The sequence below is a fragment of the Amycolatopsis sp. cg5 genome (assembly GCF_041346955.1).
Taxonomy (GTDB): domain Bacteria; phylum Actinomycetota; class Actinomycetes; order Mycobacteriales; family Pseudonocardiaceae; genus Amycolatopsis.
The window spans coordinates 9,400,031-9,427,011 of record NZ_CP166849.1 but is presented as its reverse complement, the minus strand read 5'-3'; the positions used below and the strand labels follow the sequence as shown (position 1 = coordinate 9,427,011).

General features: G+C 68.4%; 24 protein-coding genes. 11 read left to right on the top strand and 13 right to left on the bottom strand.

Annotated features, from left to right (window positions below):
- The first annotated feature begins 50 nt into the window (after positions 1–50).
- Positions 51–2,897, top strand: a complete 2,847-nt coding sequence (gene leuS, locus AB5J62_RS43045; RefSeq protein WP_370945818.1) for a leucine--tRNA ligase — start codon at positions 51–53, stop codon at positions 2,895–2,897.
- Positions 2,898–2,981: 84 nt separating this feature from the next.
- Positions 2,982–3,719: a 3-oxoacyl-ACP reductase family protein gene (locus AB5J62_RS43040; RefSeq protein WP_370945817.1), complete on the top strand. Its 738-nt coding sequence runs from the start codon at positions 2,982–2,984 to the stop codon at positions 3,717–3,719.
- Positions 3,720–3,736: 17 nt separating this feature from the next.
- Here AB5J62_RS43040 and AB5J62_RS43035 read toward each other — a convergent pair whose 3' ends face one another.
- Together AB5J62_RS43035 and AB5J62_RS43030 are read right to left on the bottom strand one after the other, a co-directional pair.
- Positions 3,737–4,477, bottom strand: a complete 741-nt coding sequence (locus AB5J62_RS43035) for a TetR/AcrR family transcriptional regulator (RefSeq protein WP_370945816.1) — start codon at positions 4,475–4,477, stop codon at positions 3,737–3,739.
- A 66-nt stretch (positions 4,478–4,543) separates the two neighbouring features.
- Entirely contained in the window at positions 4,544–5,074 is a 531-nt protein-coding gene (locus AB5J62_RS43030; RefSeq protein ID WP_370945815.1) for a hypothetical protein, read from the bottom strand.
- A gap of 145 nt (positions 5,075–5,219) precedes the next feature.
- On the opposite strand from AB5J62_RS43030, the gene AB5J62_RS43025 reads away from it, so the two are divergent.
- The 6 genes from AB5J62_RS43025 to ptsP all read left to right on the top strand — a co-directional run bounded on the left by AB5J62_RS43025 (position 5,220) and on the right by ptsP (position 10,969).
- On the top strand, positions 5,220–5,720 hold the full coding sequence (locus AB5J62_RS43025) for a YbaB/EbfC family nucleoid-associated protein (RefSeq protein ID WP_370945814.1): 501 nt from the start codon (positions 5,220–5,222) through the stop codon (positions 5,718–5,720).
- Positions 5,721–5,740: 20 nt separating this feature from the next.
- Positions 5,741–6,064, top strand: coding sequence for a hypothetical protein (locus tag AB5J62_RS43020; RefSeq protein WP_370945813.1), 324 nt, complete (start codon positions 5,741–5,743; stop codon positions 6,062–6,064).
- On the top strand, positions 6,057–7,043 hold the full coding sequence (locus AB5J62_RS43015; RefSeq protein WP_370945812.1) for a WXG100 family type VII secretion target: 987 nt from the start codon (positions 6,057–6,059) through the stop codon (positions 7,041–7,043). Before AB5J62_RS43020 ends, AB5J62_RS43015 begins: the two co-directional genes overlap by 8 nt.
- The gene (locus AB5J62_RS43010) at positions 7,040–7,999 is read left to right on the top strand and encodes a DUF6346 domain-containing protein (RefSeq protein ID WP_370945811.1); all 960 of its coding nucleotides are present in this window, start codon (positions 7,040–7,042) and stop codon (positions 7,997–7,999) included. Before AB5J62_RS43015 ends, AB5J62_RS43010 begins: the two co-directional genes overlap by 4 nt.
- 287 nt (positions 8,000–8,286) lie before the next feature.
- On the top strand, positions 8,287–9,153 hold the full coding sequence (locus tag AB5J62_RS43005; RefSeq protein WP_370945810.1) for a ribokinase: 867 nt from the start codon (positions 8,287–8,289) through the stop codon (positions 9,151–9,153).
- A 178-nt stretch (positions 9,154–9,331) separates the two neighbouring features.
- Entirely contained in the window at positions 9,332–10,969 is a 1,638-nt protein-coding gene (ptsP, locus tag AB5J62_RS43000; protein WP_370945809.1) for a phosphoenolpyruvate--protein phosphotransferase, read from the top strand.
- Positions 10,970–11,014: 45 nt separating this feature from the next.
- Here the strand turns inward: ptsP and AB5J62_RS42995 are convergent, their stop codons facing one another.
- The 4 genes from AB5J62_RS42995 to AB5J62_RS42980 all read right to left on the bottom strand — a co-directional run bounded on the left by AB5J62_RS42995 (position 11,015) and on the right by AB5J62_RS42980 (position 14,681).
- On the bottom strand, positions 11,015–11,650 hold the full coding sequence (locus AB5J62_RS42995; protein WP_370945808.1) for a DUF1707 domain-containing protein: 636 nt from the start codon (positions 11,648–11,650) through the stop codon (positions 11,015–11,017).
- 63 nt (positions 11,651–11,713) lie between these two features.
- The gene (locus AB5J62_RS42990; RefSeq protein WP_370945807.1) at positions 11,714–12,367 is read right to left on the bottom strand and encodes a response regulator; all 654 of its coding nucleotides are present in this window, start codon (positions 12,365–12,367) and stop codon (positions 11,714–11,716) included.
- Entirely contained in the window at positions 12,364–13,506 is a 1,143-nt protein-coding gene (gene macS, locus AB5J62_RS42985; RefSeq protein ID WP_370945806.1) for a MacS family sensor histidine kinase, read from the bottom strand. The genes AB5J62_RS42990 and macS overlap by 4 nt, the downstream gene beginning before the upstream one ends.
- Positions 13,503–14,681, bottom strand: a complete 1,179-nt coding sequence (locus tag AB5J62_RS42980; protein ID WP_370945805.1) for an AI-2E family transporter — start codon at positions 14,679–14,681, stop codon at positions 13,503–13,505. The genes macS and AB5J62_RS42980 overlap by 4 nt, the downstream gene beginning before the upstream one ends.
- A gap of 235 nt (positions 14,682–14,916) precedes the next feature.
- Between AB5J62_RS42980 and AB5J62_RS42975 the strand changes: the two genes are divergently transcribed.
- Positions 14,917–15,945, top strand: a complete 1,029-nt coding sequence (locus AB5J62_RS42975; protein ID WP_370945804.1) for a hypothetical protein — start codon at positions 14,917–14,919, stop codon at positions 15,943–15,945.
- A gap of 220 nt (positions 15,946–16,165) precedes the next feature.
- Complete coding sequence (locus AB5J62_RS42970) at positions 16,166–19,048, top strand: beta strand repeat-containing protein (protein ID WP_370945803.1); 2,883 nt, start codon at positions 16,166–16,168, stop codon at positions 19,046–19,048.
- 172 nt (positions 19,049–19,220) lie between these two features.
- On the opposite strand, the gene AB5J62_RS42965 is transcribed toward AB5J62_RS42970, so the two are convergent.
- Both AB5J62_RS42965 and AB5J62_RS42960 read right to left on the bottom strand, forming a co-directional pair.
- On the bottom strand, positions 19,221–19,988 hold the full coding sequence (locus AB5J62_RS42965) for a dioxygenase (RefSeq protein WP_370945802.1): 768 nt from the start codon (positions 19,986–19,988) through the stop codon (positions 19,221–19,223).
- Between the two features lie 320 nt (positions 19,989–20,308).
- Positions 20,309–20,692 (bottom strand): MarR family winged helix-turn-helix transcriptional regulator, encoded by a 384-nt coding sequence (locus AB5J62_RS42960; protein WP_370945801.1) that lies wholly within the window; start codon positions 20,690–20,692, stop codon positions 20,309–20,311.
- Between the two features lie 70 nt (positions 20,693–20,762).
- Here AB5J62_RS42960 and AB5J62_RS42955 point away from each other — a divergent pair, with 70 nt between their 5' ends.
- Positions 20,763–21,230, top strand: a complete 468-nt coding sequence (locus AB5J62_RS42955) for a MarR family winged helix-turn-helix transcriptional regulator (protein ID WP_370945800.1) — start codon at positions 20,763–20,765, stop codon at positions 21,228–21,230.
- Here the strand turns inward: AB5J62_RS42955 and AB5J62_RS42950 are convergent.
- From AB5J62_RS42950 to AB5J62_RS42930, 5 genes are all read right to left on the bottom strand, one after another.
- Entirely contained in the window at positions 21,211–22,710 is a 1,500-nt protein-coding gene (locus AB5J62_RS42950; protein ID WP_370945799.1) for an alpha/beta fold hydrolase, read from the bottom strand. The two genes, AB5J62_RS42955 and AB5J62_RS42950, sit on opposite strands and share 20 nt — an antisense overlap.
- A gap of 32 nt (positions 22,711–22,742) precedes the next feature.
- A complete protein-coding gene (locus AB5J62_RS42945) occupies positions 22,743–23,789 on the bottom strand; it encodes a serine hydrolase domain-containing protein (RefSeq protein WP_370945798.1) in 1,047 nt (348 codons plus the stop codon).
- Between the two features lie 197 nt (positions 23,790–23,986).
- Complete coding sequence (locus tag AB5J62_RS42940) at positions 23,987–25,189, bottom strand: cytochrome P450 (protein ID WP_370945797.1); 1,203 nt, start codon at positions 25,187–25,189, stop codon at positions 23,987–23,989.
- 13 nt (positions 25,190–25,202) lie between these two features.
- Entirely contained in the window at positions 25,203–26,018 is an 816-nt protein-coding gene (locus AB5J62_RS42935) for an ABC transporter permease (RefSeq protein WP_370945796.1), read from the bottom strand.
- Entirely contained in the window at positions 26,015–26,974 is a 960-nt protein-coding gene (locus AB5J62_RS42930; protein WP_370945795.1) for an ATP-binding cassette domain-containing protein, read from the bottom strand. Before AB5J62_RS42930 ends, AB5J62_RS42935 begins: the two co-directional genes overlap by 4 nt.
- Between the last annotated feature and the right edge of the window lie 7 nt (positions 26,975–26,981).

Sequence of the window (26,981 nt, the reverse complement as noted above, 5' to 3'; positions counted from 1 at the left end):
GGGCTGGGGGGTCGAGTTGTTTCTGGAGTTCGACACGGAGGAATAGGGCGATGACTGAGGCCACCGGCGAGACGAGCGCAGCCCCCGAGCACCGCTACACCGCGGAGCTGGCGGGGCGCATCGAGCAGCGCTGGCAGGACTACTGGGCCGACCACGGCACGTACCACGCGCCGAACCCGGTCGGGCCGCTCGCCGAAGAGGACGTGCTGGTCCCGTCGGACAAGCTGTTCGTGCAGGACATGTTCCCGTACCCCTCCGGCGCGGGCCTGCACGTCGGGCACCCGCTGGGCTTCATCAGCACCGACGTCTACGCCCGGTACCACCGGATGATCGGGCGCAACGTGCTGCACACGATGGGCTTCGACGCGTTCGGCCTGCCCGCCGAGCAGTACGCGGTGCGCACCGGGCAGCACCCGGCGAAGACCACCGAGGACAACGTCCAGAACTACCTGCGCCAGCTGCGCCGGCTGGGCCTGGGCCACGACGACCGCCGCCGCATCCGCACCTCCGACCCGGAGTACTACCGCTGGACGCAGTGGATCTTCCTGCAGATCTTCAACTCCTACTACGACGAGAAGCTGGGCAAGGCCCGCCCGATCGTCGAGCTGGAGACCGAGTACGCGCAGGACAAGCGCCGTACCCCCGACGGCCGCAACTGGTGTGAGCTGACCCGCGCCGAGCAGCGCGAGATCATCGACTCGCACCGCCTGGTCTACATCTCCGAGGCGCCGGTGAACTGGTGCCCAGGGCTGGGCACCGTGTTGTCGAACGAGGAGGTCACCTCCGAGGGGCGCAGCGAGCGCGGCAACTTCCCCGTCTTCCGGCGCAACCTGCGCCAGTGGATGATGCGGATCACCGCGTACGCCGACCGCCTGGTCGACGACCTGGACCTGCTGGACTGGCCCGAGAAGGTCAAGGCCATGCAGCGGAACTGGATCGGCCGCTCGCATGGCGCCAGGGTGACCTTCAAGGCAGGCGAGTCCGAGATCGAGGTCTTCACAACCCGTCCCGACACGCTGTTCGGCGCCACCTACGTGGTGCTGGCCCCGGAGAACCCGCTGGTCGACACGCTGACCGCCGCGACGTGGCCGGAAGGCGTCGACGCGCGCTGGACCGGCGACGCCGCGACGCCCGCCGACGCCGTCGCCGCGTACCGGCTGGCCGCCTCGCGCAAGTCCGAGCTGGACCGCCAGGAGAGCAAGGAGAAGACCGGCGTCTTCACCGGCTCCTACGCGGTGAACCCGGTCAACGGCAAGGAGATCCCGGTCTTCGTCGCCGACTACGTGCTGATGGGCTACGGCACCGGCGCGATCATGGCGGTGCCTGGCCAGGACGGCCGCGACTGGGAATTCGCCGAGAAGTTCGGCCTGGAGATCATCCGCACGGTGCAGCCGACGGAAGGGTTCGACGGCAAGGCGTTCACCGGCGACGGCCCGGCGATCAACTCGGGCTTCCTGGACGGCATGGCCATCGACGAGGCCAAGAAGACCATCATCGGCTGGCTGGAGGAGCACTCCAGCGGCCGCGGCACCATCCAGTACAAGCTGCGCGACTGGCTGTTCTCGCGCCAGCGCTACTGGGGCGAGCCGTTCCCGGTGGTCTACGACGAGGACGGACTGGTCCACGCGCTGCCCGACAGCATGCTGCCGGTGGTGCTGCCCGAGGTCGACGACTACACCCCGATCACCTTCGAGCCGGACAACGCCGAGTCCAACCCGTCGCCGCCGCTGGCGCGCGCGACCGAATGGGTCGAGGTCGAGCTGGACCTGGGCGACGGGCCGAAGACGTACCGCCGCGACACCAACACCATGCCCAACTGGGCGGGTTCGTGCTGGTACCAGCTGCGCTACATCGACCCGACGAACACCGAGGTGTTCGTGGCGCCGGAGAACGAGGAGTACTGGTCCGGCCCCCGTCCCGCCGAGCACGGCGTCGACGACCCCGGCGGCACCGACCTGTACGTCGGCGGTGTCGAGCACGCGGTGCTGCACCTGCTGTACTCGCGCTTCTGGCAGAAGGTCCTGTTCGACCTGGGTTACCTGTCGGCCAAGGAGCCGTACCGCAGGCTGTTCAACCAGGGCTACGTCCAGGCCTACGCGTACAAGGACGCGCGCGACGTTTTCGTGCCTGCCGAAGAGGTCGTGGAGAAGGACGGCAAGTTCTTCTACCAGGACCAGGAGGTCTTCCAGCAGTACGGGAAGATGGGCAAGACCGAGCGCAACGTCGTCACGCCCGACGAGATGTGCGAGTCGTACGGCGCCGACACGTTCCGGTTCTACGAGATGTCGATGGGCCCGCTGGACGTCTCGCGGCCGTGGGCGACCAAGGATGTCGTTGGCTCGCAACGGTTCCTGCAGCGCCTGTGGCGACTGGTGGTCGACGAGAACACCGGCGATCTGCGAGTGTCCACTGTGGAGGCGTCCGAAGCGGACCGCAAGATCCTGCACAAGACCATCGCGGGTGTCCGCGAGGACTACGCGGAACTGCGGTTCAACACGGCGGGCGCGAAGCTGATCGAGCTGAACAACCACCTGACCAAGACCTACGGCTCCGCGGACGCGGTCCCGCGTGAACTGGCCGAGCCGCTGGTGCTGATGCTGGCGCCGCTGGCCCCGCACATCTCCGAGGAACTGTGGCAGCGCCTGGGCCACGCGGATTCCCTGGTGCAGGGCCCGTTCCCGGTGGTGGACGAGAAGTACCTCGTCGAGGACACGGTCGAATACCCGATCCAGGTCAACGGCAAGGTGCGCTCGCGCGTCGTCGTACCTGCCGACGCGGACAAGGACGCCGTCCAGGCGGCCGCGCTGGCCGAGGAGAAGGTCGCCGCGCTGCTGGGCGGCGGCGCGCCGCGCAAGGTCATCGTCGTGCCGGGCCGGTTGGTCAACATCGTGCTGTGACGGCCGAAAGCCGCCAGCGCCCAAGATCTCCGAACGATTCGATGGAGCGGTAAGGAAAACCGCTCCATCGAACGGAGAACTCTCATGGCACTCGACGGCAAAGTTGCTTTGGTGACCGGCGGAAGCCGCGGCATCGGGGCGGCCGTCGCGTTACGTCTCGCCGAGGACGGCGCGGACGTGGCTTTCACCTATCAGCACAACACCGAGCTGGCGGCTGTCATCGTCGACCGCGTCAAGCAACTCGGCCGCCGCGCGCTCGCGATCCGGGCCGACAGCGCCGATTCCGCCGCTGTCACCGCCGCCGTGTCGGCGACCGTCGCCGAGTTCGGCGGGCTCGACATCCTCGTCAACAACGCGGGCGTCGGCTTCGTCGGCGCGTTCGACGAGACCGCGCTCGACGACGTCGACCGGGTGCTGGCCGTCAACGTGCGTGGCGTGTTCGTGGCGACCCAGGCCGCGGCCAGGGAACTGCGCGACGGCGGCCGGGTCATCACGATCGGCAGCTGCGTCTCGGACCGTGTGCCAGGACCGGGCATGGCCCTGTACGCGACCAGCAAGGCCGCGACGATCGGCCTGACCAAGGCACTCGCCAGGGAGCTCGGCGGCCGCCGCATCACGGTCAACCTGGTGCACCCCGGCCCGACCGACACCGACATGAACCCGGCCGACGGCCCGTACGCCGCCGACCAGGGCAGCATGACGGCACTCGGCCGCTATGGCGAGCCCGCCGAAGTCGCGGCCACGGTGGCTTTCCTGGCCAGCGCGGAAAGCGCGTACGTCACCGGCGCGACGCTCTCGGTCGACGGCGGCCACGCGGCCTAAGCCCGCGAGGCGCTCTCTCACTGGGGAACGGCGAGGCCGATCTCTCGGGCGAGGTCGGCGAGCATCGCTTCGAACAGGACGTCCGGCTTGGCGACCGGGATCGGGTAGTTCCCGAACACTTCCAGCGTCACGTGGCCGTAGAGGCGTGCCCAGAACTGGATCATCAGGTACGTCGTGCCCAGGTCCAGCTTCTCGGCGGGGAACGCCAAGCCGGAGTCCCGCAGCACCGCGAGCAGGTCGGCCTGGAACCCGGCCAGGTCGTCCCTGATCTCCGGCGGCACCACCTCACTCGGCGGTGTCTCCAGGTTCTGCGTGGCCAGCACCCGCCCGGCGGTGGCCAGGAAGATCCGCCCGAACGGCTCGTCCACCCGGCTCAGCGCGCTGCCGGGTGCCGAGCCGACATTCCCGGTCGGCGACGCGAAGACGAGCGTGAACTCCTTCGTGTGCGTGAGCGCCCACCGCCGGAATCCCTTGCAGATCGCGAAGAGCTGCGAAGCACCGTCCTCCGGCACCGCCGACAGGTCCTCGGCGAGCTCGATCGCCAGGTCCGCGCACACGTCCAGCCGCAGGTGCTCGACCAGATCGTCGCGCGAGCCGTAGTACCGGTAGAGCGCGGGCGCGGTGATCCCCAGCTCCCTGGCGATCGCCCGCAGCGTGACGGCCTCGGGTCCGTGCTCGACGAGCAGCGAGCGTGCGGTCCGCCGAATGTCCTGATCGGTCGCCGCGCGCACACGTCCCCGCCGGGTCGGGTTGCTCATCAGGGCATTCTAAGAGTTCGACATGATGATCTCCCTTGGCGCGCCGGGCACGACCGGGCTAAGTGGTCACCATCGGAAGTCCTCCGACGGTCTCGACGGCCCAGCTTCCCGCTGGACGCACGGCCGCAAGGCCCGAGTACAACCCGGTACGAGGGCCTCGCGGCCGCACGCCCAGCGGAAACCTGGATCCGCCGAAATACCGCCGGAGGACTTCCGATGGCAACCACTGAGTAGCCGATTCTGCAGCCTGGTCAGCGGCCGCTGGATCGCCGCGCACACCACCACCATGCCGAGCGCGGCGAAGAAGTGCACCACCCAGGCGCCGAGCAGCGACGGCCCGCCCCACGACGCGTCCCCGGTCGACTGGTCCCAAAAGATCCCGTACGTGGCGATCCTCCCCACCAGATACCAGATCAGCACCGACAAGAAGAACGCCACGAAACTCGGCACGAGCGCGGCGAAATACCGAGGCCTCCCGAAGCCCGGCTCGACGCTGAGCAGCTTGCGCGCGAGCCACCGCTGAGCCCGCGCGCCGCCCAGGAAAGCGGGCAACGCGAGTAGCCCGTAGGCGGCCCGCTTCCAGTCCGATGTGGTCATACAGCCACGCTAGAAGGCGGTGACCTGCGGGGTAATGCGGTTTCCCGCAGAACGGGGGTGGGGAAAACCCCAATCCTGGCGGACAATGATCAACGACTCTGCCACACTCTCAGTCATCGTTTGACCACGAACAGGGGAGGTTCGTGTGACGAGCCCTGAGCAGCTCTTCACCGACTACGACGCGAAACTCAAGGCCGCGCAGGAAAAGGCCGACCGCCTCCGGTCCGAGATGGACGGTGTCTCGGTCACCGAGCACACGAGGGACGGCGTCACGGTCACCGTGAACCACGCCGGCAATCTGACGAACCTGGAAATCAGCCAGAGCGCCCGCGAAAAGCCCACCCTCGCGCAGGACATCATGCGCACGGTCCAGCTGGCCCAGAGCAAACTCGCGGAAGCCGTCAGCGCCGGAGTCCCGTCCGCCGGACCGGAAACGAGGAAGGAACTCGTCGGCTACCTCCACGACGAGTACCCCGAGCCCGAGCCGGAAGGCTACGTCGAAGGCGGCTTCGACGACCGCGCGGCCGAGGAGTCCCGCTTCGTCCCCGAAGCCGAGGTCACCACCCCGAAACCGCCGCCGCGCCCAGCGGGCCCGAAGCCGCAGGCCCATGACGACGACTACTTCGACGGCGGCTTCCTGCGCTGACCCTGGGGAGGGACCAGACCATGCCAGACGGCGGATTCGACGTCGATCCCGACGAGATCGACGCGCACGCGAAGCAAGTGGAAGACATCCTTGCCCGGCTGAAGACGGCCATCGACGCCGACGACAAACGGGTGGACGCGATGGCGTTCGGGGCCGTCGGCGTGGCGTGCGGGCTTTACCTGTGGTGCAACAGCACCGCGGACCGCACCCGCGAAACGCTCGAGACGGCCGTGAAGTCCGGCGAACATCATGTCGATGCCGTGCACACCTGGGCGAAGGCCCGCCGAGTCGACGAACAGACCGCGAGCGATCTGCTGAAGCAGGCAGGGACGACCCATGGCTGAGAACGAACTGATCACCAAGGCGAAGGGCGAGACCGACGCCGAGAAGAAGCCCATCGGCAACGCGCTCGAAGGCGCGGGGATGGTCCAGGATTTCGCAGGTGGCATTGAGAAACTGGCCGACGGCGACTGGACCGAGGGGCTGCTGGACCTGGCGGCAGGTGCGCTCGACATCGGGGATTTCGTCAAGGATCCGGTCGAGTCGCTGCTCAGCATGGGATTCGGCTGGCTGATCGAACACGTCGACTTCCTGAAGGAACCGCTGAACTGGGTCACCGGCGACCAGGACGCGCTCGATCTCGAGATCCAGAAATGGAAGCAGATCAGCGAGCACGTCCAGAAAACAGGTGAAGAGCTGGCCTCGGCGGTCAACAAGAACTGCGCGCAATGGCGTGGCCCGGCCGCCGACCGCTACCGGGAGTTCGCCCAGAACCAGGCCAACGTGTGCCGGGACCTCTCCGATCACGCCAAACAGGTCGGTGACCTCGTCGAGATCTGCAAGACCATCCTCAACGTGGTCCGCACGCTCATTCGCGACATGATCTCCGACGCATTGGCCAAACTGGTGATGATCCTCGCCAAGTACCCGCCGCCTGCTTACCCGGTCGGGCTGAGTGCCGAAGGCATCCCGTTCCTGGTCGGCGAGGGCAGGAAGATCGCGGACGAGGCCGCGAAGGCGCAACGGGTGCTGGCCAGGGCCGGGCAGAAGCTCGCCGACATGATGGGAAACCTGCCCCGTTTCCTCAAGAACCTCCCGCTGGGCCACGTCTTCCGGGATGTCCTCTCCGATATGCCGAAGAACATCGGGATGGAGGTCGGGAAGGAGGTCGGAAAACAACTGGGCAAGATCGCCTTCGGCAAGGAGCCGGTCGGCCGTGAGTCGCATGAGAAGCGGCAAGAGGATCGCGAGAAGACCAAGATCGAGACTCCGGAGCCGCTGTTCGACCAGACGGGCACCAGACGTGTATCGGGGTCGATATGACCATCGGCGGCAACGAAGGCATGCCGTCGGCAGGCCAGCTCAAGCGCTCGACGGTGATCCGCGCCGCGCTGATCGTCATAGTCTCGGTGGCCATCGTCTGGACCGCGGCCGGACACGCGGCGTCGTTCCACAGCGCGGAAAAGCCGGATAAGCCGGCATTGGGCGTGGCTTATGCGAAGTCGTGTGTCGAGAAGGGCCCAGTGACCGAAGCCGGGATCGGTTTCTTCTGGGCTTGCACCGCGGAGGCTCATTGGCAGGGCGGGCTGTACAACGGCGACGTCAAGACGGTGGTCTTCGGTCTCGACGAGTTGACTCCGGCGGATATCGGCAAGCCGGTCACCTTCTACAAGTACGGCAAGCGCTATTGGCGGCACGCGGAACGGCCCTACGAAGGGCCCGTCGAATGGTCCGTGGCGGGCGTGCTGGTGGCGCTGATCGGCGGCGGGTACTGGCTTTGGCGGCGCAAGCACCCGAAGGCACCGCGGGTCGTCGTGCGCAAGTACAAGTCGGAGGTGCGCCTGCCTGCCCAGCCGTCGATCGTCGAGGGGTTCGCCGAGCGGTCCTCGAAGATCTACCCGAGGGCTGATCCGATGTCCAAGAATCAGGCCTGGTTGCGGGTCTCGTCGTCCGGAGTCGAGTGGTATCGCTCCAGCCGCACGAGTTTCGAGATCGGATGGGACGAGATCGCCAAGGTCAGGCTGACCACGGTGACCGACCCGGCAGGCGACGCGATCCGCGTCGTCGATGTGTTCCCGAGCAAGCAGTTCCGTCGTCGTGACGTGGAGATGAGCGGCCTCTGGGAGTCCGGTGCGCTGCTGGGCAACGCCACGTTGCCGATCGCTCGTGGCGCTTATCGGCTGCCCGAGGCGTTCAAAGAGCGCCCGGCCGAAGAACTGCGTGACATCCTGCGCGGGGTTCAGCCGGGGAAGTTCGAGGAGATCAAGGCCGAGATCTGAGCTCGGCGGCGCCCTGGTTTCAGGGCGCCGCCGGTGCCGATCACTCGGGGGGCTACGTGACCGACACCGGCGACACGATGCCCTGCCCCGGCGGGTGCCGGATGGGGCAACGCTGCCACGCGAACGTGGCAACGCCAGAGAAGAGCGCTTGCCTCTCTCGAAGTGACGCCTGGGGGATGCATATCCCCCGATCGAGTGACGCACGGCAAGCGCACGCCTGATTGTCGCATCAGGGGCCGATTAAGTTACAAAAGTCTTCACATATGCGTACGAGATAAATTCCAGGTATGACCGAAAAGTTGCTCGTGATCGGTTCGGCGAACGCTGACCTGGTGGTTTCCGCGGATCGACGGCCTGGTGGCGGTGAAACCGTGCTGGGCGGGGACACCGAAATCCTGCCTGGCGGGAAGGGGGCCAACACCGCGGTGGCCGCCGCCCGGCTCGGCGCCGAGGTCGCGCTGGTCGGCGCTGTCGGCGACGACCCGTACGGCTCGGTGCTGCTGGACTCGCTGCGGGGCTCCGGGGTCGACACCGGGTTGGTCCGGACCAGTTCGCGGCCGACCGGGATCGCCTACATCACGGTCACCCCTGATGGTGAGAACTCGATTCTCGTCTCGCCAGGCGCGAACGGGAGCATCGAGCCCGCCGACGTCGAAGGCATTTTCGACGGGGTGAAGACGGTGGTGCTGTCGCTGGAGATTCCGCTGCCGACCGTGGAACGCGCCGTCGCCGCCGCGGCCGAGGCAGGCGTGAAAGTGCTGTTCAACCTGTCGCCGGCGGCGAGGATCAGCGATGCCACGTTGGCCGCGCTCGACGTGCTGCTGGTCAATGAGCACGAGGCCGCGTGGCTGCTCGGCGGCGAGCTGGACGATCCGAAGCGGCTGCTCGACCTCGGGCCGAAGAGTGCCGTGGTGACGCTCGGCGCGCGAGGTGTGGTGGTCGTCACCGCGGACGGCACGATCGAGGTCGCGTCGCCGAAGGTGGAGGCCGTCGACACGACCGGCGCGGGTGACGCGTTCGCCGGGGCGCTCGCGGCCGCGGTGACTGCGGGCAGGAGCCTGGTCGAGGCGGCCAAGTACGCGGTGAAGGTGGCCGCGATCTCGGTGACCCGTCGCGGTGCGCAACCTTCCTATCCGACCGCCGACGAGATCTAGGCCGAATTGGTGAATCACGGTTCGACCCGCTGACCGGCGAAGGGCCGTCGCCCGTGTTCCACTGGACGCGTGACGTGGTGAGAGGAGGCCGCCGTGCCGGCCAATGGTGGGTTACGGGCTGGTGGAGTGTGCCCCGCGCCTCGCGACCTCGGCGAGGTCTTGAGATATGGTCTAGACCATGCCGTCTGAGTTCCTCACCGGGGTCGCCGTCAGTCCTGGCCGCGCGAGCGGTCCGGTCGTCCGTGTCGCCGAACCGCTCGGCGAGCCGTCGAGCACGCCGGCGCCCGCCGATCCGGTGGCCGAGGCCGCGCGCATCGAGCCTGCCGCGCAGCTCGTCGCCGCCCGGCTGGAGAAGCTGGCCGAGACCGCGGCCGGTGAGGCCGCGACCATCCTGATCACCACGGCCGCCATGGCCGCGGACCCCGCGCTGGTCAGCCAGGCGGAACAGCTGGTCAAGGCCGAGCACCTGCCAGCCGCCCGCGCGGTCTTCCAGTCGGCGGAGGGCTTCGCGCAGGCGCTGGCCGCCGCCGGTGGGTACATGGCCGAACGCGTCCGGGACATCCGCGACGTGCGCGACCGGATCGTCGCCGAGCTGCTCGGCGTCGAGCCGCCCGGCGTTCCCGAGCTGAGCACGCCGAGCGTGCTGGTCGCGCGTGACCTCGCGCCTGCCGACACCGCCGGGCTCAACCCGGCCAAGGTGCTCGCGCTGGTCACCGAAGAGGGCGGCCCGACCAGCCACACGGCGATCCTCGCCCGCGCGCTCGGCATCCCGGCCGTGGTCGCGGTGCGTGGCCTGCTCGCGCTCGACGCGCCTGCGCTCGCCGTCGACGGCGACACCGGCCAGGTCAACGCGGTCGCGGCCGACGCGCCCGTGGTCACCGCGGAGGCGCGCACCGCCATCGAATGGGACGGCACCGGCAACACCTCCGACGGCCACCGCGTGAAGGTGCTCGGCAACGTCGGTTCGGCCACCGACGCCAAAGCCGCCGCCGACGCGGGCGCCGAAGGGGTCGGCCTGTTCCGCACCGAGTTCTGCTACCTCGACGCGCCTGCCGAGCCGACCGTGTCCGAGCAGCTGGCCGCCTACACGGCCGTGCTCACGCCATTCCGAGGCAAGCCGGTCATCGTCCGGACGCTGGACGCCGGCGCCGACAAGCCGTTGCAGTTCCTCTCCCCCGACGCCGAGCCGAACCCGGCGCTCGGTGTCCGTGGCCTGCGGATCGCCTTCGACCGGCCCGATGTGCTGGACCGTCAGCTCGAAGCCATCGCGGGTGCGGCGGAGGACTCCGGCGCCGAGGTTTCGGTGATGGCGCCGATGGTCGCCACCGTCGAGGAGGCCGCGTGGTTCGCCGACCGCGTGCGCGCCGCGGGTATCCCGCGCGCGGGCGTGATGATCGAGATCCCGGCCGCCGCGCTGATCGCGCAGGAGATCCTCGGCGTCGTCGACTTCGTTTCGATCGGCACGAACGACCTCGCGCAGTACACCTTCGCCGCCGATCGGCAGCTGGGTGCGGTCGCGAAGCTCAACGACCCGTGGCAGCCCGCGTTGCTGCGGCTCATCGGCCTGATCGGCCGCGCGGCGAAGGTCACCGGCAAGCCCGCCGGTGTCTGCGGTGAGGCCGCGGCGGACCCGCAGCTCGCGTTGGTGCTCGCCGGTCTCGGCCTGACCAGCCTGTCGATGAACGCGCCCGCGGTGCGTTCGGTCGGCGCGAGCCTGGCCTCGGTCACCTTCAAACAGTGCGAAGCGGCCGCACAGGCCGCTTTGGCCGCAGCCGACCCGGCCTCGGCACGTGCGGCGGTCAAGGCCGCGCTCTAGGCCAAGCTCTAGGCGAAGCGTGATTTAGCGGGCTTTATCCCCGGTCTAGCCGAAGAAGCCGTGGCGCGGGTTGCGCACGCTCAGCGAGCCGCCGTGCACCCGGCCCGAAAGCACGAACCGCGGATTGCCCGCGAGACCGTTCGGCCGCGTCTTGTCCTCGATGCCGCCGTACTTGATCTCGGTGATCTGGTTCAGGTCGACCGAGGCCGAGTCCGGGATGATGATCTCCGCCGACCCCCAGCGGATGTCCAGCTCGACGTGCACCACCGGGAACTCGATGATGGCCGCGCTGAAGTCGAGCTTGGTCGCGCCGTACTTGTTGCGCACCAGCATCGCCTGCGGCACCAGCCAGGCGCCCGTGCGGTGCAGCGCCGAATACTTCGCGTTGAGCTCGATGCGCTGACCCGGCGCGAACATCTGCGGCCCGGTGACGTACGGGTTCGCCACCGTCTGCCGCAGCACGTCACGGTGGATGAGCCCCGGCAGGTCGGTGAGCACCGCGTTCAGCTCACCGCGGGTGCGCGCGGCGAGCGCGATGTCGGTGCGCTCGGTGAACTCGTCGAGGTCCAGCAGACCGCGGCCGATGGCCTTCTGCAGCACGCTGACCACGTGCTCCCGCTCCTCGTCGGACACCCGGAGGTCTCTGTCACTCGGTGCCTTGGTTTCGGTCTCCTCGCCCATGCTGAAAAGGCTAGGCCCGGATACCCGTGCCGGAATCGGGGGAAAACCCTGAGCCGCCCCTGGTTATTGCTCGTCCAGCCCGTGCTCGATCGCGTAGCGGGCCAGCTCGACGCGGTTGTGCAGCTGGAGTTTCCGCAGCGTGGACTGCACGTGGTTCTCCACCGTGCGATGGGACAGTACGAGTTTCTCCGCGATCTGGCGCGCGGTCATGCCCTTGGCGACGAACCGCAGCACGTCCGTCTCGCGCTCGGTGAGCCGAGGCGGCGGGGCGCCGTCGGACGGCGTGTCGGCCATCCGCCGGTACTCGCCGAGCACCAGCCCGGCCAGGCCGGCGGTGAACACCGGGTCGCCGTCCGCGGTCCGCCGCACCGCGTCGACCAGCTCCAACGCCGACGCAGACTTCACGAGATAACCCGACGCGCCCGCTTTGACGGCCTCGAGCACGTCCTCGTGCTCGCCGCTCGCCGACAGCACGAGCACCTTGGTCGTCGGGAGCGCGCCGGTGATCTCCCGCGTCGCGTCCACCCCCGAGGTCTCGCCGAGATTCAGGTCCATCAGCACCACGTCCGGCCGGACCGCGCGGGCGATGCGGACCGCCGCGTCACCGTCGGCTGCCGTCGCGCGCACGTCGAAGCCGTGCTCGGTCAGGTCGCGCGCCACGCCTTCCCGCCAGATCGGATGGTCGTCGACCACCATCACCGAAACACCCTCGCTCATCGCGCTCCCCTTGCGTTGACCGGAATCCTGACTTCCCATTCGGTGCCTTCGCCCGGTGCGGAGTCGAGTACGCAGGTGCCGCCCAGATCGGTCACCCGCCCCTTGATCGACTTCGCGACGCCGAGCCTGCCCTGCTGCGCCGCGTTCTCCAGCCGTCCCGGCTCGATGCCGGGGCCGTCGTCGCGGACGCTGACCACGACCTCGGTGCCGAGGTCCTCCAGCAGCACCCACGCCTTGGCGCCGGGCGCGTGCTTCTCCACATTGGACAGAGCTTCCCTGGTGACCGCGACCAGCTCGGCCGTGGTGTGCGCGGGCAGCGGCACGGTGCCGGCGGGTGTCGAGATCTGGATGTCCGGCGTCGCCAGCAGCTGCAGCGCGGCACGCAGATCGGTGGTGCCGTCCTGGTCGGGACTGATCGGCTCGGTGGTGACCAGCGCGCGCAGCGCGACCTCCTGCTCACCGGCGAGCTTCGCGAGTTCGGCAGCCTCGCCGCCGAATTCCGCGCCACGGCGGCGAACCCTGGCGAGCACCTGCAGCACGCTGTCGTGGATCGACCTGGCGAGCCGCTCCCGTTCGGCCGTCGCGGCCTCGGTCCGCAACGCGCGCGCGAGTCGTTCGGCCGAGGTCCGCGCGGTGTCGGCGGCGACACCGACCAGCAGCCCGCTCGCGATCAGCAGCGTGCCGTCGCGGGCGACGTCGAGGTCGAACCGCTTGGTCGCCAGCCCGCTCAGCACGGCCATGAACAACCCGCCCAGCGCGCCCGCGATCGCGCCGTACCTGGCGCTGACCGCCAGCGGTGGCACCGCAGCCCAGACGGTCGTGATCAGCGGGCTGTTCGCGGCGAACTGCTGCGGGGAAAGGATGAACGGCGAGAGCATCAGCAGACCGCCGGTGAACCCGAGGTCCACCAACGTCAGCCAGCCCCAGCGGGTGGCTTCGGCCGCGTAGAAGAGGTCGGTGACCACCGTCCAGACGACCATCACGCCGAGCACGGTCCACGCCAGCCACGGCCGCATGAAGTCGTTGTGGCGCACGATGACCGCGCCCGCGGCGAACAGCAGCATGAGCACCCGCAACACGACGATGCCCAGCCACAACGGGGTGGCCGGGTCATCGGTCGGTGCGAGCGGCTTGGTCATTTCTTCTTGGCGGGCGGCGGCGAGTCCGGCGTCGTGTTCGGCTGCGACGCCTTGTCGTCCAGCACATCGACGGCTGCCGGGTCCGGATTCTCCTCGTGCAGCAACGACCTGATGCCCGCGTTCAGCACGGCCAGCAGCGGCACCGCCAGCAGCGCGCCGGGAATGCCGGCGGTGACCAGGCCGACGGTGATCGACAGGATGACCGCCAGCGGGTGCAGCCGGACCGCGCGGCCGAGCAGCCACGGCTGCAGGATGTGGCTTTCCAGCTGCATCACCAGGATCACGATGCCCAGCACGATGATCGCGCCGATGAACCCGTTGGTGACCAGCGCGACCAGCACCGCGACCGTGCCGGCGATCACCGCGCCGATGACGGGGATGAACGCGGCCAGGAACACCAGCGTGGCCAGCGGGATCACCAGCGGCACCCGCATGATCGCCAGCCCGATGCCGATGCCGACCGCGTCGACGACCGCGACCAGCGCGGTCGCGCGCACGTAGCTGACCAGCGAGGCGAACCCGCGGCGCCCGGCGACGTCCACCCGCACCCGCACGTTCGACGGCACCGCGCGGGTGAGGAAGGTCCAGATCTGGTCGCCGCCGGTCAGGAAGAAGATGAGCACGAACAACGTCAGCGCGAACCCGGTGAGGATCTCGCCGACGGTGCCCGCGGTGGTCAGCGCGCCGGCGGTGATCGAGGACTGGTTGTCCTGGATGAACCCGATGGCCTGCTTGATGAAGTCCTGGATCTGTTCCTGGCGCAGGTGCAGCGGTCCGTCGATCAGCCAGTTCTGGATCTGATGGAGGCTGTCGGTCACCTGCTTCTGCAGTGACGGCAGGCCGGAACTGAACTGCACGATGACGAAGGTGAGCAGGCCGCCCAGTAAAGCCAGCCCGGCGATGAGGACGATCGCCGCCGCCAGCCCGCGCGGCACCTTGATCGCCACCAGCTTCGACACGGCGGGCGCCATCAGCGCGGCCAGCAGCAACGCGATCGCGATCGGGATGACGACCACCGACAGATAGCCGACCAGCCAGATCACCACGTACAACGCGGCGCAGACAGTAAGGAAGCGCCACGACAGCGCGGCGCCGATCCGCAGTCCGCGCGGCACGAGGCCCGTCACGTCTGCCGTTTCGGAAACGAACGGGTTCTGGCTGTGCTTCTCGCTCACGGGCTTCACAGTAACGGTCTACCCATATCCGGCATGCCTTTAAGCCACAACGTGTCCTCCCAGCGTCGATTACTTGCCGTGAAGCCCGGATACACGCCGTGTTCTTCACACGATGGTGGCATCAAGTGCCTTCTGGGATGCGCGGGCGATCTGCAATTTGCTTATCTCTGGGGGCGACATCGATCCCGGCGTGTCCGGGAACACCCAAGATTTCTTTCCACGGCAAGGAGATTCAGTGGCGCACGGGTCGGCAACCGAGTGGCGGGGCGCAGCGCGCTCCAGCCGCTGGGTGTCGCGTGCGCTCTTCGTCCTCGGTGGCGCCGCCGCCGCGTGGCTGATCTCCGACGCCTCCGCTTCCGCTGCCGAGGAGCCCGCCGCTCCCTCCGGCGCGAGTGCCGGACTCACCCCGCTCACCGACGCGACCGTCACGGGTCTCAACGACGCGACCCGTGGCGTCTCCGGTTTCGCGGGCGACGTGGCTGGCGCCGCCACCACCGGTTACCGCGAGGCCGCCTGCCACCAGGACGCCACCGCGTGGACGCTGCCCGGCGAGTCCGCCAAGCAGTCGCCCGGCTGGTGCACCGACGCCGACCGCAACCACAAGGGCCGCGTCGAGCACGAGGTGTCGAGCCGCGTCAGCGACGCCGTCACCGACCTCGCGAGCGACGCGGTCGTCCACCCGGTCAGCCGGACGCTCGGCGCTTTCGAGCACATCGTGCGCAAGCCCGAAGACACCCAGCAGGTGCTCGGCGAGACGCTGCAGCCCGCTGACGGTGGCGAACTCGGCCAGCGCGTCTGGGACCTGCTCAACCACAACGACGCGACCGAAGTGGTCCTCCCCTCGATCACCGGTCTGCTCCCCGAGCGTGACGACCTGCCGACCGCGGTCGCACCGGCCACCGCCGCCGAAGCGCCCGCCGCGTTGCAGCTCGTCACGGTCGTGATCCCCGACTCCGCCAAGTCCGCGTTCACCGCGGCCACCGGCGCGACTTCTCCCGAAAGCTCGGACGTCCAGTCCGATTCGCGCGACGACCAGAGTGGTTCGAAGCTGCCGTTCCCGTTGGACCGGCTGCCGATCGCTCCGTCCGCGCCCACAGCTCCCGGTGGCGGCACTGCCCCGGGTGGTCACTGCGATGGCCCCGCGTTCGGCTTCATGTCCGGCGCTTCGGCCGCTTTGATCAACGCCTCGGTCAGCAACGCGCTGACGGGCGTGCGGTACATGCCGCTCACCCCGGGCTCGCAGCCCGGCGTCACTCCTGACTGATTTTCCTCAAGCGGGCAGGGTTCAACGCGCTTTCCGTCGCGTTCCCTGAAATCCCCGCCACGTCGCCATGCGCTCTTCGCATCGGCGAACCCCTCTGGTGACCACTTTTCGTGGCGCCTCCATGTACCCGCAAGGGAACCCGAAAAAAAAGGAGAAATACCCCATGCAGTCCTGGGCAAAGCGCGGACTCCAGACCGCACTTGTTACCGGTGGATTGTTGATGCTGGGTACGGGCATCGCATCGGCTGACGAAACCGTCAACCCGGACGCGGCCCCCAGCCCAGTTGACCTCAACGTCAACATTCCGCTCGAAATGAAGGCCAACGGCGTCGGCACGCCGCTGGGCCAGCTCGACCTCCCCGAGTTCGAGGGCACGATCAGCTCCGAGCCTGCCAGCGAAGCAGTTCGCCAGGTCGCTCGCGACATCGACTCGCTCGGCAACGCCTCCGGGCACACCGACGAGGCGCGCCAGTCCATCGAGGGTGGCTTCACCGACTCGGGCGGCCTCGTCCCGAACGGCCCGACCCTCAAGGGCAACCGCGTCAACGCGGACATCGTCCCGGCGATCCAGATCTGCGGCAACGCGATCGGCGTCATCGGCAACGCGACCGAGACCGCTGACTGCGCCCAGACCTGGAACCACGACCAGGACATCGAGACCGACGGCGCCGACAACGCGCTCGCCGGCAACGTGGTCGCGCTCGACTGGGCCGCCCCCATCGCGATCAACGGCACCGGCGCCGGTGTCGCGGGCGGGTACGGCAAGTCGACCGGCTCCGCCACGCAGGACATCACCGAGACCGGTGACACCACCACCAGTGGTGACGGCTCCGCCATCTCCGGCAACGTCGTCCCCGGCCAGTTCGCCACCCCGGTGCAGATCAGCGGCAACGCCATCTCGTACCTGCTGGGCAACGGCAAGAGCGAGTTCAGCGACGACAGCGCGGCCACCGCCGGTGGCTGGGTCAAGTCCTCCGGCGGCGACGCCGAGGGCCCCGGCGGTGCCGGCAGCGGCAACGTCGTCGGCGCGCCGATCGCGCTGCCGGTCAAGTTCAACTGCAACGCGGGTGCCGCGTGGGGCTCGCTGGCCAACACCGGCGCCTGCGACACCTCGGCCGACGCCAAGGCAGGCGACACCACCGAGGGCATCTCGGGCACGCCGACCTACGTGCAGACGAGCGGTGACGACTCGCTGCTCGACGGCAACATCATCACCCCGCAGGCGGGCCCGATCGCGAACGTGGCCGGTGTGGCCGCTTCGTGGATCGGCAACGCGGGCACCGGGCAGGAGACGCCGGGCACCTCGTCCAGCACCGTCGACGCCGGTGGCTTCGTCAGCACCACCGGTGAGGACTCGGCCGCTTCGGCCAACATCGTCGACCCGGCCGTGGCACTGCCCGTCGAGGTCTTCGGTGTCGGTGGCACCTACATCGGTCTCGCCAACGCCGCGCACGACAACACGGTCGACGCGAACGCGGGCAACGGCTCGTACACCTCCGGCAACGGCGCCGTGCTCACCGGCAACACCGCCAACACCCAGATCGCGGGCGCGCCCGAGGTCTTCGGTGTCGGTGGCTCGCACATCGGTAACGCGACCGGTGTGGCGACGGAAGAGAAGACCGTCACCGCAGGCGGCTACGACGGCACCCAGGGCAACAACTCGGGTGGCTCGGGCAACCTGGTCCAGGTCCCGGTCTCCGTCCCGGCCGAACTGCTCGGCGTCGGCGGCTCCTTCATCGGTTCGGGCACCGGCTCGGCCGACGAGGTCAAGGTCACCCAGGGTGGCGGCGGCGGCTCGACGCACGACGACGACGGCGTGATCAGCTCGAACCTCGGCGTGGTCCCGGTTTCGCTGCCGGTCCAGATCGTCGGCATCGGCGGCGCTGTCGCGGGCAAGGGCGTCTCGAAGGGCTCCACCGACACCACCTCCAAGGCCGGTGACAAGGAGAGCGCCACCGGGACCGCCGGTGTCATCGCGGGCAACCTGATCAACGGGCCGATCTCGTTCCCGACCCAGGTGCACGGCGACGGCGTCGTCCTCGGCGGCATCGGCAAGGGCGCCAGCGAGAACATCACCGACTCGATGGCGGGCGGCGACGTCTCCACCGACGGTCAGAACGGCGCAGGCGCGGGCAACATCGTGCAGGTTCCGGTCGGCGGCACCGGCTCGATCTTCGGCAACGGCATCGCCGGTGCGGGCATCGGGACCGGCAGCAGCACCAGCGACGTCAAGTCCGTCGCGGGTGGCTCGGCCGACACCAACGGTGACAACGGCGCGATCTCGGGCAACATCATCAGCGCCCAGGCGCTGCCGCTCGTGCAGGCCTTCGGTGACGCGGTCGCCGCGGCCGCCATCGCCAAGGGCACCGCGACCAACACGGTCGACGCCCAGTCCGGTGGCGACGTGACCACCTCGGGTGTCGACGGTGGCATCTCGGGCAACGTCATCGACGTTCCGCTGGCCGCGGTGGCGCAGGCGTTCGCCGACGCCGTCTCCGTCGGTGCCAACGCGACCGCCGAGGCCGACAACATGACCACCGGCAAGACCGGTGGCGAGTCGACGACCGATGGCGACGGGTCCAGCCTGTCCGGCTTCAACATCCAGCAGCCGCTGGGTGCGCTGGTCCAGGTCTTCTGTGTCGACCTCGGCCTGTTCGGCAACGCTTCGGCGACCGGGTCCGACGCGACCTCGATCACCGAAGAGCCGCAGATCTTCGTGCCGATCGACTGGTGCGGCAGCGAAATGGCCGCCGACGAGCTGCCTGCCCTGCCGGACGCGACCGGTCTGCCCGCGCTGGCTCTGCCCGAGCTCCCCGCGCTGCCGACCCAGGCTGCCCGCGAGGACCTGCCCGCCATGCCGGCTCTCCCGGTTCAGCTGCCCGCGCTGGGCAACCTCGGCCAGACGGTCTCGCTGCCTTCGATGAAGCTGCCGACCGTCAAGCTGAACACCGCTGACCAGGCCATGCAGGCCCTGCAGAGCATGGTGACCGCGCCCAGCGCGACCACCCTGCCCGCCGTCCCGGCGATGGCCGCCCTGGACTCGAACCCGATCGCGGCGTTCTTCTCGAAGATCGCGAACGGCTTCTCTTCCTTCAAGAAGTGACTTCACCGCCAGTGAAGTGACTCTCTGAGCCACATCCCAACAGGCCGGGCCCCATGAGCGAACTCCGCTCATGGGGCCCGGTTCTTTTGTGCCACCGGGATAAAGCAGGCTTTACTCCCCGGGATAAAGCCCGCTAAACATCGCGGAGTAAAGCCCGCTTTATCCCCGACCTTCAGTCGATCTGGACGGAGCGCTTGGCGAGGCCGTACCAGTAGCCGTCGATCACGGTCTTCGGCTGTTGGGCACCGCCGGCGCCGAGCGAGACGAACAGCGGCGCGAAATGCTCGATCCGCGGATGCGCGAGCTGCGCGGCAGGCGCCTTGTGCTGGAAGTCGAGCAGCGCGTCGACGTCACCGGCGCGCAGCACTTCGTCGCCCCAGTGGTCGAATTCGCTCGACCACGCCGGCGGCGTTCCGTCGGTGCCGGTGACCTGGCGCATCGCGCTCAGGTTGTGCGTGAAGAATCCGCTGCCGATGATCAGCACGCCTTCGTCGCGCAGCGGCGCGAGTTTCCGGCCGAGGTCGAACAGCTGCTGCGGATCGAGCGAGGGCATCGAGATCTGCAGCACCGGGATGTCGGCCTCGGGGAACATCTCCACGAGCGGCACGTACGCGCCATGGTCGAGCCCGCGCTCGGGTGCGTCGTGCACCGGCGTCTCGGTGGAATGCAGGATCTTGCGCACCTTCTCGGCGAGCGCCGGCGCGCCGGGCGCGCCGTATTTCACCTGGTAGTAGTGATCTGGGAAGCCCCAGAAGTCGTACACCAGCGGCACGGTGGTGGTCGCGCCGAGCGTGAGCGGCGCCTCCTCCCAGTGCGCGGAGACGACCAGGATCGCCTTGGGCTTGGTCAGCGTGCTCGACCAGTCGGCGAGCTGACGGGTCCAGACCGCGTCGTCGGCCAGCGGCGGCGCGCCATGACTGAGGTACAGCACCGGCGTCATCTCGACCTCCAGTTGTTTGAACTTTCAACTATATCGTGAGACGCAAGCGCTGTCTGCGATATTCCCCCGTCTGGACCTTCTGCTTCGGCCTCTGAGGAGGAGATGGAGATGGCGAAAGATGTTTTGGCAGGTGAGAGCGTTGTAGATGCGCTGGTCAGTGTCTCGCGTCTGCTGCGTCACCCCGTCTGGCATGGCGCGGACCCGGCGCGCGGGCAGGGCCAGGGTGTCCTGCTCATCCCAGGTTTCGGCTTCGGCGACCGCGGTCTGTTGACCGGCGACTGTGGCCGAGTGGGCGGTGGATTCCCTCCCGCTGCTGGAACTCAAGGCGTCTTAGCCAGGTTTTGTGCCATGCGCTCGAGAACGTCGTGCGTGGTGCGGTAGTCCTCGTCGCTGATGCCTTCGGTGACGAGTTCGCGCTGCCGCTGGATTTTCGCGCGGACCTGTTCGTGTGCCGCGCGGCCGGTTTCGGTGAGCCTGCCCGCGTCGACCCAGCCGCGCTCGGTGAGGTCGTCGACGATCGGCTTCATCGAGGAACCGAAGGGCGCGAGTGCTTCGTCGATCGCCTCGGGGGTGTCGGCGCCGGACGCGATCGTGGTGAGCACCTGCCAATGTCTGCGGGTGAGGCCGTCTTCGGCGAGCGCGTCGGCGAAGGACGATTCGAGGAGCTGGTGCAGGTGACTGAACCAGTAGCCGATGGGTTTCATGGAGAACTCCTATTGCATGTAGAATGACAACTACATGTAAAAGTACATGCACTTGAGGAGGGTGGCAATCATGACGGACCCGGTCGTCGCCGTCGAACGCGCCATGATCGCCATCCGCCGAGCTCAGACCCGCCGGACGCTGGCCAAGGTCGCCCGCGAGCGCACCGGCTCGACGCTCGATCCCGCGCTGCTCGGCGTGCTCGACGCCGTCGAGGAATGCGAAGAACGCGGTGACCCTGGCACGGTCACCGCGTTGGCTTCGGCGTTGTCGATCGATCAGCCGCGCGCGAGCCGCCTGGTCGCCCGTGCCGTCGAAGAAGGGGTGCTTCGCCGCGAAGCCGACCAGGCCGACGGCCGCCGCGCGGTCCTGGTGCTGACCGAACGGGGCCGCGGCCTGGTCGACGAGATGCATTCCTTCCGGCAGGCCGTCTTCGCGGAGACGATGGCCGGATGGTCCACGGAGGACAGAGAGAACTTCGGGCGTCTGCTGACGGAGTTCACCAGGCGCTACCGGGAAATCAGTCTTCGCGGCAGGTGATGTCGGTCTTCGGCAGCGTGCCGTCGCGGAAGTACGTGTTGACCACGTTCTCCGTGCACTTGTTCGGGTAGTTGCCGAACACGGCGTGCACGCGGACGTCCTGCAGGGTCAGCAGCTTCGACCCGGTCATCGACTTGTGCAGCGCGACGCCGCTTTCGTACGCCGTGCGGGTGTCGCCGGTGGTCTGCACGATCAGCGAGGGCACCGAGTTGTGCACGATGGTCGGCTCTTCGACCGGCTCCGGCCAGAACGCGCACGCGGTCAGGTTGTTGGCGAAGGCGCCGAAGACCGGCTCGGCCGCACGGTCGCGCTGGATGTTGCGCCAGTACCACTCCGGGTCACGCGGCGAGGAGGTGTCGCCGCACATGATGGCCGCCTGGCCCGAACCCTGCTCCTCCGCCGTCGGCTTGTAGACGTGGCGCAGGTCGCGGTCCAGCGCTTCGTTCGGCGTGACGGTCTTTCCGGCGGCGGCGTCGGTGAGCTGCCGCATGGTTTCGGCGAGACCCGCGTTGCGCCTGGGGTCGGCGAGCGGGCCGAACAAGACGATCGGCAGTACATGCTGGTCGAGGCGGTATTCGCCGACGCGGATCGGCTGCCGCGCCGACTGCTTGATCAGGTCTTCGACGCCGGCGCGTACCTGTTTGGTGGTCTTGCCGAGGTGGTACTCGCCGTCACGGGCCGCGGTCCAGTTCGCCCAGTCGTCGAGCGCCGCCTCGTTCGGCTTGCCCATGTCCTGGAGCATCGGCACGCCGTACCGCTTCGAGTCGACCGCGCTGTCGAGCACGAACCGGTCGCTGCGCTGCGGGAACATCTGGGTGTACACCGAGCCGAGGTACGTGCCGTACGACCAGCCGAAGTAGCTGACCTTCCGCTCGCCGAGCGCGCCGCGGATCACGTCCATGTCCCGTGCCGTGTTGCGGGTGGTGAAGTGGCGGACGTCCGGGCCTTCCTTGACCACGCACCGCTTGGCCAAGTCCTTCTCCAGCCGGGTGTTCGCGTCGAACGCGGCCCGGTCGACGCCCGCCGAGCGCAGCATGGTGCCGACCGGCCACTCGCAGTCGACCGGCGTCGACCGGCCGATGCCGCGCGGGTCCATGCCGATCAGGTCATAGCGCGACGAGACGTCCGGCGTCATGGACTCGCGGATGCCGAGCATCATGTCGAGGCCCGCGCCGCCCGGCCCGCCGGGGTTCGACAGCATGACACCGTGGCGGTTCTGCTTGTCGGAGGCCTTTAGCCGGGAAATCGCGACGGTGATGGTGCGCCCGCGCGGCTGGGCGTAGTTCAACGGCACCTTGACGTCGGCGCATTCGGCGCCAGCCGCATCGAGCTCCTTGTGGTTACAGGCTTTCCAGTCCAGCTTCTGGTTGTAGAAGCGGTCGAGACCGCCTCGCTGGGTGGTTTCCTGGTCGGCGAGTGCGACCCCGGATCCGGCCAGCAGACCCGCCGCGACGGCCGTGGTCGCGACAAGCGCGCGCATACGTTGCATTTTCTCTTTCCTCACAGTAGAAGTCAGTGCGAACAGACGGCCGTGTCGACGACCTTCATCACGTCGGCGGAACCGGTGGCGGTGACCTGGTTGACGGTCACGTTCACCGCGCGGCCATCGGCGGTCACGCCGCCTCGGGTGCGAAACCCGGGAATGGAGCCGCCGTGCCCCCACATCTCCTTGCCGCACGACACCGGGATGCGGATCAGGCCGAGCCCGTAACCCGCGCCGGGAAAGACATCGGCGGGGACAGTGCGCTTCATCTCGGCCAGCTGCGCCGGAGGCAGCAACCGTCCGGTCAAGAGCGCGGCGAAGAACCGGTTCACGTCCTGCCCGGTCGACACCATCGCGCCGGCCGCGCCACCCCAGGACGGGTCCTGGTCGGTGACGTCCACCCACTTGCCGTCGACCTGGTCGTAGCCACGTGGATGCGCGCCGCGGATGCCGGTTTCGTACGGCGCCGGGTAGTAGGTGTCGGTCAACCCGAGCGGTTTGACGATCCGGCGGGTGATCTCCGTGGCAGGCGAATGCCCGGTCACCTTCTCGATGAGCATGCCCGCGAGGATGTAGTTCGTGTTGGAGTACTCCCATTTCGTGCCCGGCTCGAAGTGGGACTTCAACGTCATCGCGGCCCGCACGAGTTCGGCTGGCTCGTAGTGCCGGGCGCCGTCCGGGCCGAGCTTCTCGAGGTAGTCGGGCAGCCCGCTGGTGTGCTGCAACAGCTGGCGAACCGTGATGCGCGTGCCGTCGTTTCCGTTGCCGCGCACCACCCCCGGCAGGTAACGATCGATCGGCGCGTCCAGTTTCACCTTGCCCTCGGCGACGAGCTGCAGGACCACGGTCGCGACGAAGGTCTTGGTGTTGCTGCCGATCCGGACCCGGGCCTGGTGCGGGAACGCCTTCCCGGTGCGCAGGTCACCGGCCCCGCTCGCGGCCTCCCAGCTGCGTCCACGTTCGGTGACCACGGCCTGCGCGCCGGGCACGCCCGTCCGGACGAGCTGCTCCAGCGCCTGCCCGACGTCGTGGCGCACCGACACGGCGGCCATCGCGGGCACGGTGCCCGCCAGCATCGCACCCGCCACGGCCGTCCCGACCGCGACTCGTCCCCAAGTCCTTGGTAGCAAAGGAATCCCTCCCTGCGAGACCGGAGGCCGTCCGTCGGCTTCCGGTGATCAACAGGTTATGGATTCCGACACCTACCCGGCGATGTCCGCAGCACCCAGGCCCATGGTGGGGCTAGCCCCACCATGGGAAAACCCCCGAATGATCAGCCCCAGGTGACCGGCAGCTCGTGAACGCCGTAGATGTTCATGTCGGTCTTGAGTTTCACGTCTTCGGCGGGAATCGCGAGCTTCAGAGTCGGGAAGCGCCGCAGCAGCCCCTCGAAACCGGCACGCATCTCGATACGGGCCAGCTGCTGGCCGAGGCATTGGTGAATGCCGTGGCCGAACGACAGGTGCCCGCGGGCCTTGCGGTGGATGTCCAGCACGTCGGGGTTTTCGAACCGCTGCGGGTCACGGTTGGCGGCGAGCAGTGAGATGACGACCGTGGATCCCTTGCCGATCGTTTCGCCGCCGAGTTCGATGTCTTCCGTGGCGTAGCGGTAGAAAATGTCGGCGATGGTCAGATAACGCAGCAGTTCCTCGACCGCGTTGGGCAGCAGTTCCGGGTCGGCCCGCAGTTCGGCTTGCGGGCCGGGGTTCTCCAGCAGCGCGAAAGTGCCCAGTGCCAGCATGTTCGCGGTGGTCTCGTGCCCGGCGAGCAGAAGCAGGAACGCGATACCGACCAGCTCCTCGATGCCGAGGTCCTCCTGCACGGCCAAGTCGGACAGGATGTCCTCGCCCGGATTGGCGCGCTTGCTCGTGACCAGCTCGCCGAGATACGTGGTCAGCGCGGTCAACGCGCCCATCTTCTCGCTCAATTCCTGGTCCCTGGCCAGGAACTTGGCCGAGTTCGCCTGAAAACTGTCGCGGTCTTCGTAAGGAACACCGAGCATTTCGCAGATCACCAGCGAGGGCACCGGCAGCGCGAACGCTTCGACCAGATCGACCGGCTGGGGCAGCTTCGCCATCTCGTCCAGCTGTCGCTCGACGATCTCGACGATGTGCTCTTCGAGGTTCTTCATGCGCTTGACGGTGAAAGCGCCGGTCAGCTTGCGCCGCAGCCTGGTGTGGTCCGGCGGGTCCATGGCGACGAACACGCCTGGCATCGTCGGGGACGGTTCGGTGGCCGGAGGCATACCCGGCGTTTCGAACGGCACGTGGATGACACCGAGGTCCTGCCGCGAGCTGAACCGGGTGTCCGCCAGCAACTGGCGCGCCGCTTCGTAGCCGGTGACGAGCCAGCCTTCGTGGCCGTCGGGGAAGTGCATCGGGCTGACCGGGCGGGTCTCGCGCAGCCGGGTGATCTCGCTCGGCGGCGCGAACGGACCCGCGTCGCGCTCCATCGGAAGACCTTGTGGGATCGACATCTTCAACTCCTTGTCAGCCCGCGTATTCGCGGTTGAAGAGACGCTTGGACCAGAGGTAGCCGCCGAGCGCGATGAGCGCGCACCAGCCGAGCGCGAGCCATCCGTTGTGGCCCAACGGCTTGTCCATCAGCAGGCCGCGCAGGGTCTCGATGATCGGCGTGAACGGCTGGTACTCGGCGAACCAGCGCAGTCCGGCTGGCATCGAGTCGGTCGGGACGAACCCGCTGCCGATGAACGGCAGCAGCATCAACGGCATGAGCACGTTGCTCGCCGATTCGACGGTCTTGCTCACCTGGCCGAGCGCGACGGCCAGCCAGACGAGCGCGAACGACACCACCACCAGGAAACCGGCTGTGGCCAGCCAGCCGCCGACACCGGCCGCCGGCCGGAAACCGACGAGCAGCGCCACTCCGATCACCATGGCCAGGCTGATCATCGCCTGGATGACGCTGCCGATCACATGGCCGGTCAGCACCGAGACGCGAGCGATGTGCATGGTGCGGAACCGGGCGATGATGCCCTCGGTCATGTCCATGCAGACCGAGATCGTGGTGCCCTGGACCGTGGCCGTCACCGTCATCAGGATGATGCCGGGCGCCAGGTAGTTGACGTAGTCGGCGCGGCCGCCGCCTCCGCCGAGCCCGGCGCCCAAGGTGCCGCCGAAGACGTAGACGAACAGCAGCAGGAAGATGATCGGCATGCCGATGAGCTGCACGGTCATCGACGGGTAGCGCACCATGCGCTTGAGGTTGCGGCGCAACATGGTCGCCGAGTCACGCAGCGGGTGGAACTTGAGGTTCGCCGGTGCGGCGAGCGTCGGGGTGCTCATCGGGTGGTCACCTTCTCCTTGGCGGGGTCGCCCGTGAAGGCGAGGAAGACGTCGTCGAGATCGGGGGTGTGCACGGACAGCTCGTCGACCTCGATGGCCTGGTCGTCGAGCCGGTCGAGCAGCGTTTTCAGCGAACGCAGGCTGCCGTCGCTGGGCACCCGCAGTGCGAGCGCGTCGGTGTCGTCGGTGGTCTGGCCCAGCACTTGCCTGGCCGAATCGAGGCCACGCGGGTCGGCGAACCGCAGCCGGACATGCCCGCCGGGGATGCGGCGCTTGAGCTCCTCCGGGCTGCCCTCGGCCACCACCTTGCCGTGGTCGAGCACCGCGATCCGGTCGGCCAGCTCGTCGGCCTCGTCCAGGTACTGCGTGGTCAGGAAGATGGTGACGCCGCCGGCGACCAGCCCGCGGACGATCTGCCACATTTCCCTGCGGCTGCGCGGATCCAGGCCGGTGGTCGGCTCGTCGAGGAAGATCACCCGAGGGCTGCCGACCAGCGTCATCGCCAGGTCGAGCCGTCGCCGCATGCCACCGGAGTACGTCGACGCCGGCTTGCCTGCCGCTTCGACCAGGTCGAACTGCTCGAGCAGCTCAGCGGTGCGCCGACGGCCGTCGGCACGGGCGAGATGGTTCAGATCCGCCATCATCATCAGGTTCTCCCTGCCGTTGAGCAGGTTGTCCACCGCCGAAAACTGGCCGGTGACCCCGATCGCGGCACGCACCGCGTCCGGTTCGGTCGCCACGTCGTGGCCTGCGACGCTGATCGTGCCCGCACTGGCGTTGATCAGGGTGGACAGGATCTTGACCGTGGTGGTCTTGCCCGCGCCGTTCGCGCCGAGCAGCGAGAAGACGCTGCCACGCTGGACATTCAGGTCGATGCCGTCGAGTACGACGTGCTCGCCGTACGACTTGCGCAGGCCGGTCACGCTGATCGCCTGCTGGTTTCGGTCGATGGTCATGGTCTTC

What these genes read in the sequence shown, in the direction of transcription:
- leuS (WP_370945818.1), top strand. Translation starts at nt 51, where the DNA reads ATGACTGAGGCCACCGGCGAGACGAGCGCAGCCCCCGAGCACCGCTAC.
- AB5J62_RS43040 (WP_370945817.1), top strand. Translation starts at nt 2,982, where the DNA reads ATGGCACTCGACGGCAAAGTTGCTTTGGTGACCGGCGGAAGCCGCGGC.
- AB5J62_RS43035 (WP_370945816.1), bottom strand. Translation starts at nt 4,477, where the DNA reads ATGAGCAACCCGACCCGGCGGGGACGTGTGCGCGCGGCGACCGATCAG.
- AB5J62_RS43030 (WP_370945815.1), bottom strand. Translation starts at nt 5,074, where the DNA reads ATGACCACATCGGACTGGAAGCGGGCCGCCTACGGGCTACTCGCGTTG.
- AB5J62_RS43020 (WP_370945813.1), top strand. Translation starts at nt 5,741, where the DNA reads ATGCCAGACGGCGGATTCGACGTCGATCCCGACGAGATCGACGCGCAC.
- AB5J62_RS43015 (WP_370945812.1), top strand. Translation starts at nt 6,057, where the DNA reads ATGGCTGAGAACGAACTGATCACCAAGGCGAAGGGCGAGACCGACGCC.
- AB5J62_RS43010 (WP_370945811.1), top strand. Translation starts at nt 7,040, where the DNA reads ATGACCATCGGCGGCAACGAAGGCATGCCGTCGGCAGGCCAGCTCAAG.
- AB5J62_RS43005 (WP_370945810.1), top strand. Translation starts at nt 8,287, where the DNA reads ATGACCGAAAAGTTGCTCGTGATCGGTTCGGCGAACGCTGACCTGGTG.
- ptsP (WP_370945809.1), top strand. Translation starts at nt 9,332, where the DNA reads ATGCCGTCTGAGTTCCTCACCGGGGTCGCCGTCAGTCCTGGCCGCGCG.
- AB5J62_RS42995 (WP_370945808.1), bottom strand. Translation starts at nt 11,650, where the DNA reads ATGGGCGAGGAGACCGAAACCAAGGCACCGAGTGACAGAGACCTCCGG.
- AB5J62_RS42990 (WP_370945807.1), bottom strand. Translation starts at nt 12,367, where the DNA reads ATGAGCGAGGGTGTTTCGGTGATGGTGGTCGACGACCATCCGATCTGG.
- macS (WP_370945806.1), bottom strand. Translation starts at nt 13,506, where the DNA reads ATGACCAAGCCGCTCGCACCGACCGATGACCCGGCCACCCCGTTGTGG.
- AB5J62_RS42970 (WP_370945803.1), top strand. Translation starts at nt 16,166, where the DNA reads ATGCTGGGTACGGGCATCGCATCGGCTGACGAAACCGTCAACCCGGAC.
- AB5J62_RS42965 (WP_370945802.1), bottom strand. Translation starts at nt 19,988, where the DNA reads ATGACGCCGGTGCTGTACCTCAGTCATGGCGCGCCGCCGCTGGCCGAC.
- AB5J62_RS42960 (WP_370945801.1), bottom strand. Translation starts at nt 20,692, where the DNA reads ATGAAACCCATCGGCTACTGGTTCAGTCACCTGCACCAGCTCCTCGAA.
- AB5J62_RS42955 (WP_370945800.1), top strand. Translation starts at nt 20,763, where the DNA reads ATGACGGACCCGGTCGTCGCCGTCGAACGCGCCATGATCGCCATCCGC.
- AB5J62_RS42950 (WP_370945799.1), bottom strand. Translation starts at nt 22,710, where the DNA reads ATGCGCGCGCTTGTCGCGACCACGGCCGTCGCGGCGGGTCTGCTGGCC.
- AB5J62_RS42945 (WP_370945798.1), bottom strand. Translation starts at nt 23,789, where the DNA reads ATGCTGGCGGGCACCGTGCCCGCGATGGCCGCCGTGTCGGTGCGCCAC.
- AB5J62_RS42940 (WP_370945797.1), bottom strand. Translation starts at nt 25,189, where the DNA reads ATGTCGATCCCACAAGGTCTTCCGATGGAGCGCGACGCGGGTCCGTTC.
- AB5J62_RS42935 (WP_370945796.1), bottom strand. Translation starts at nt 26,018, where the DNA reads ATGAGCACCCCGACGCTCGCCGCACCGGCGAACCTCAAGTTCCACCCG.
- AB5J62_RS42930 (WP_370945795.1), bottom strand. Translation starts at nt 26,974, where the DNA reads ATGACCATCGACCGAAACCAGCAGGCGATCAGCGTGACCGGCCTGCGC.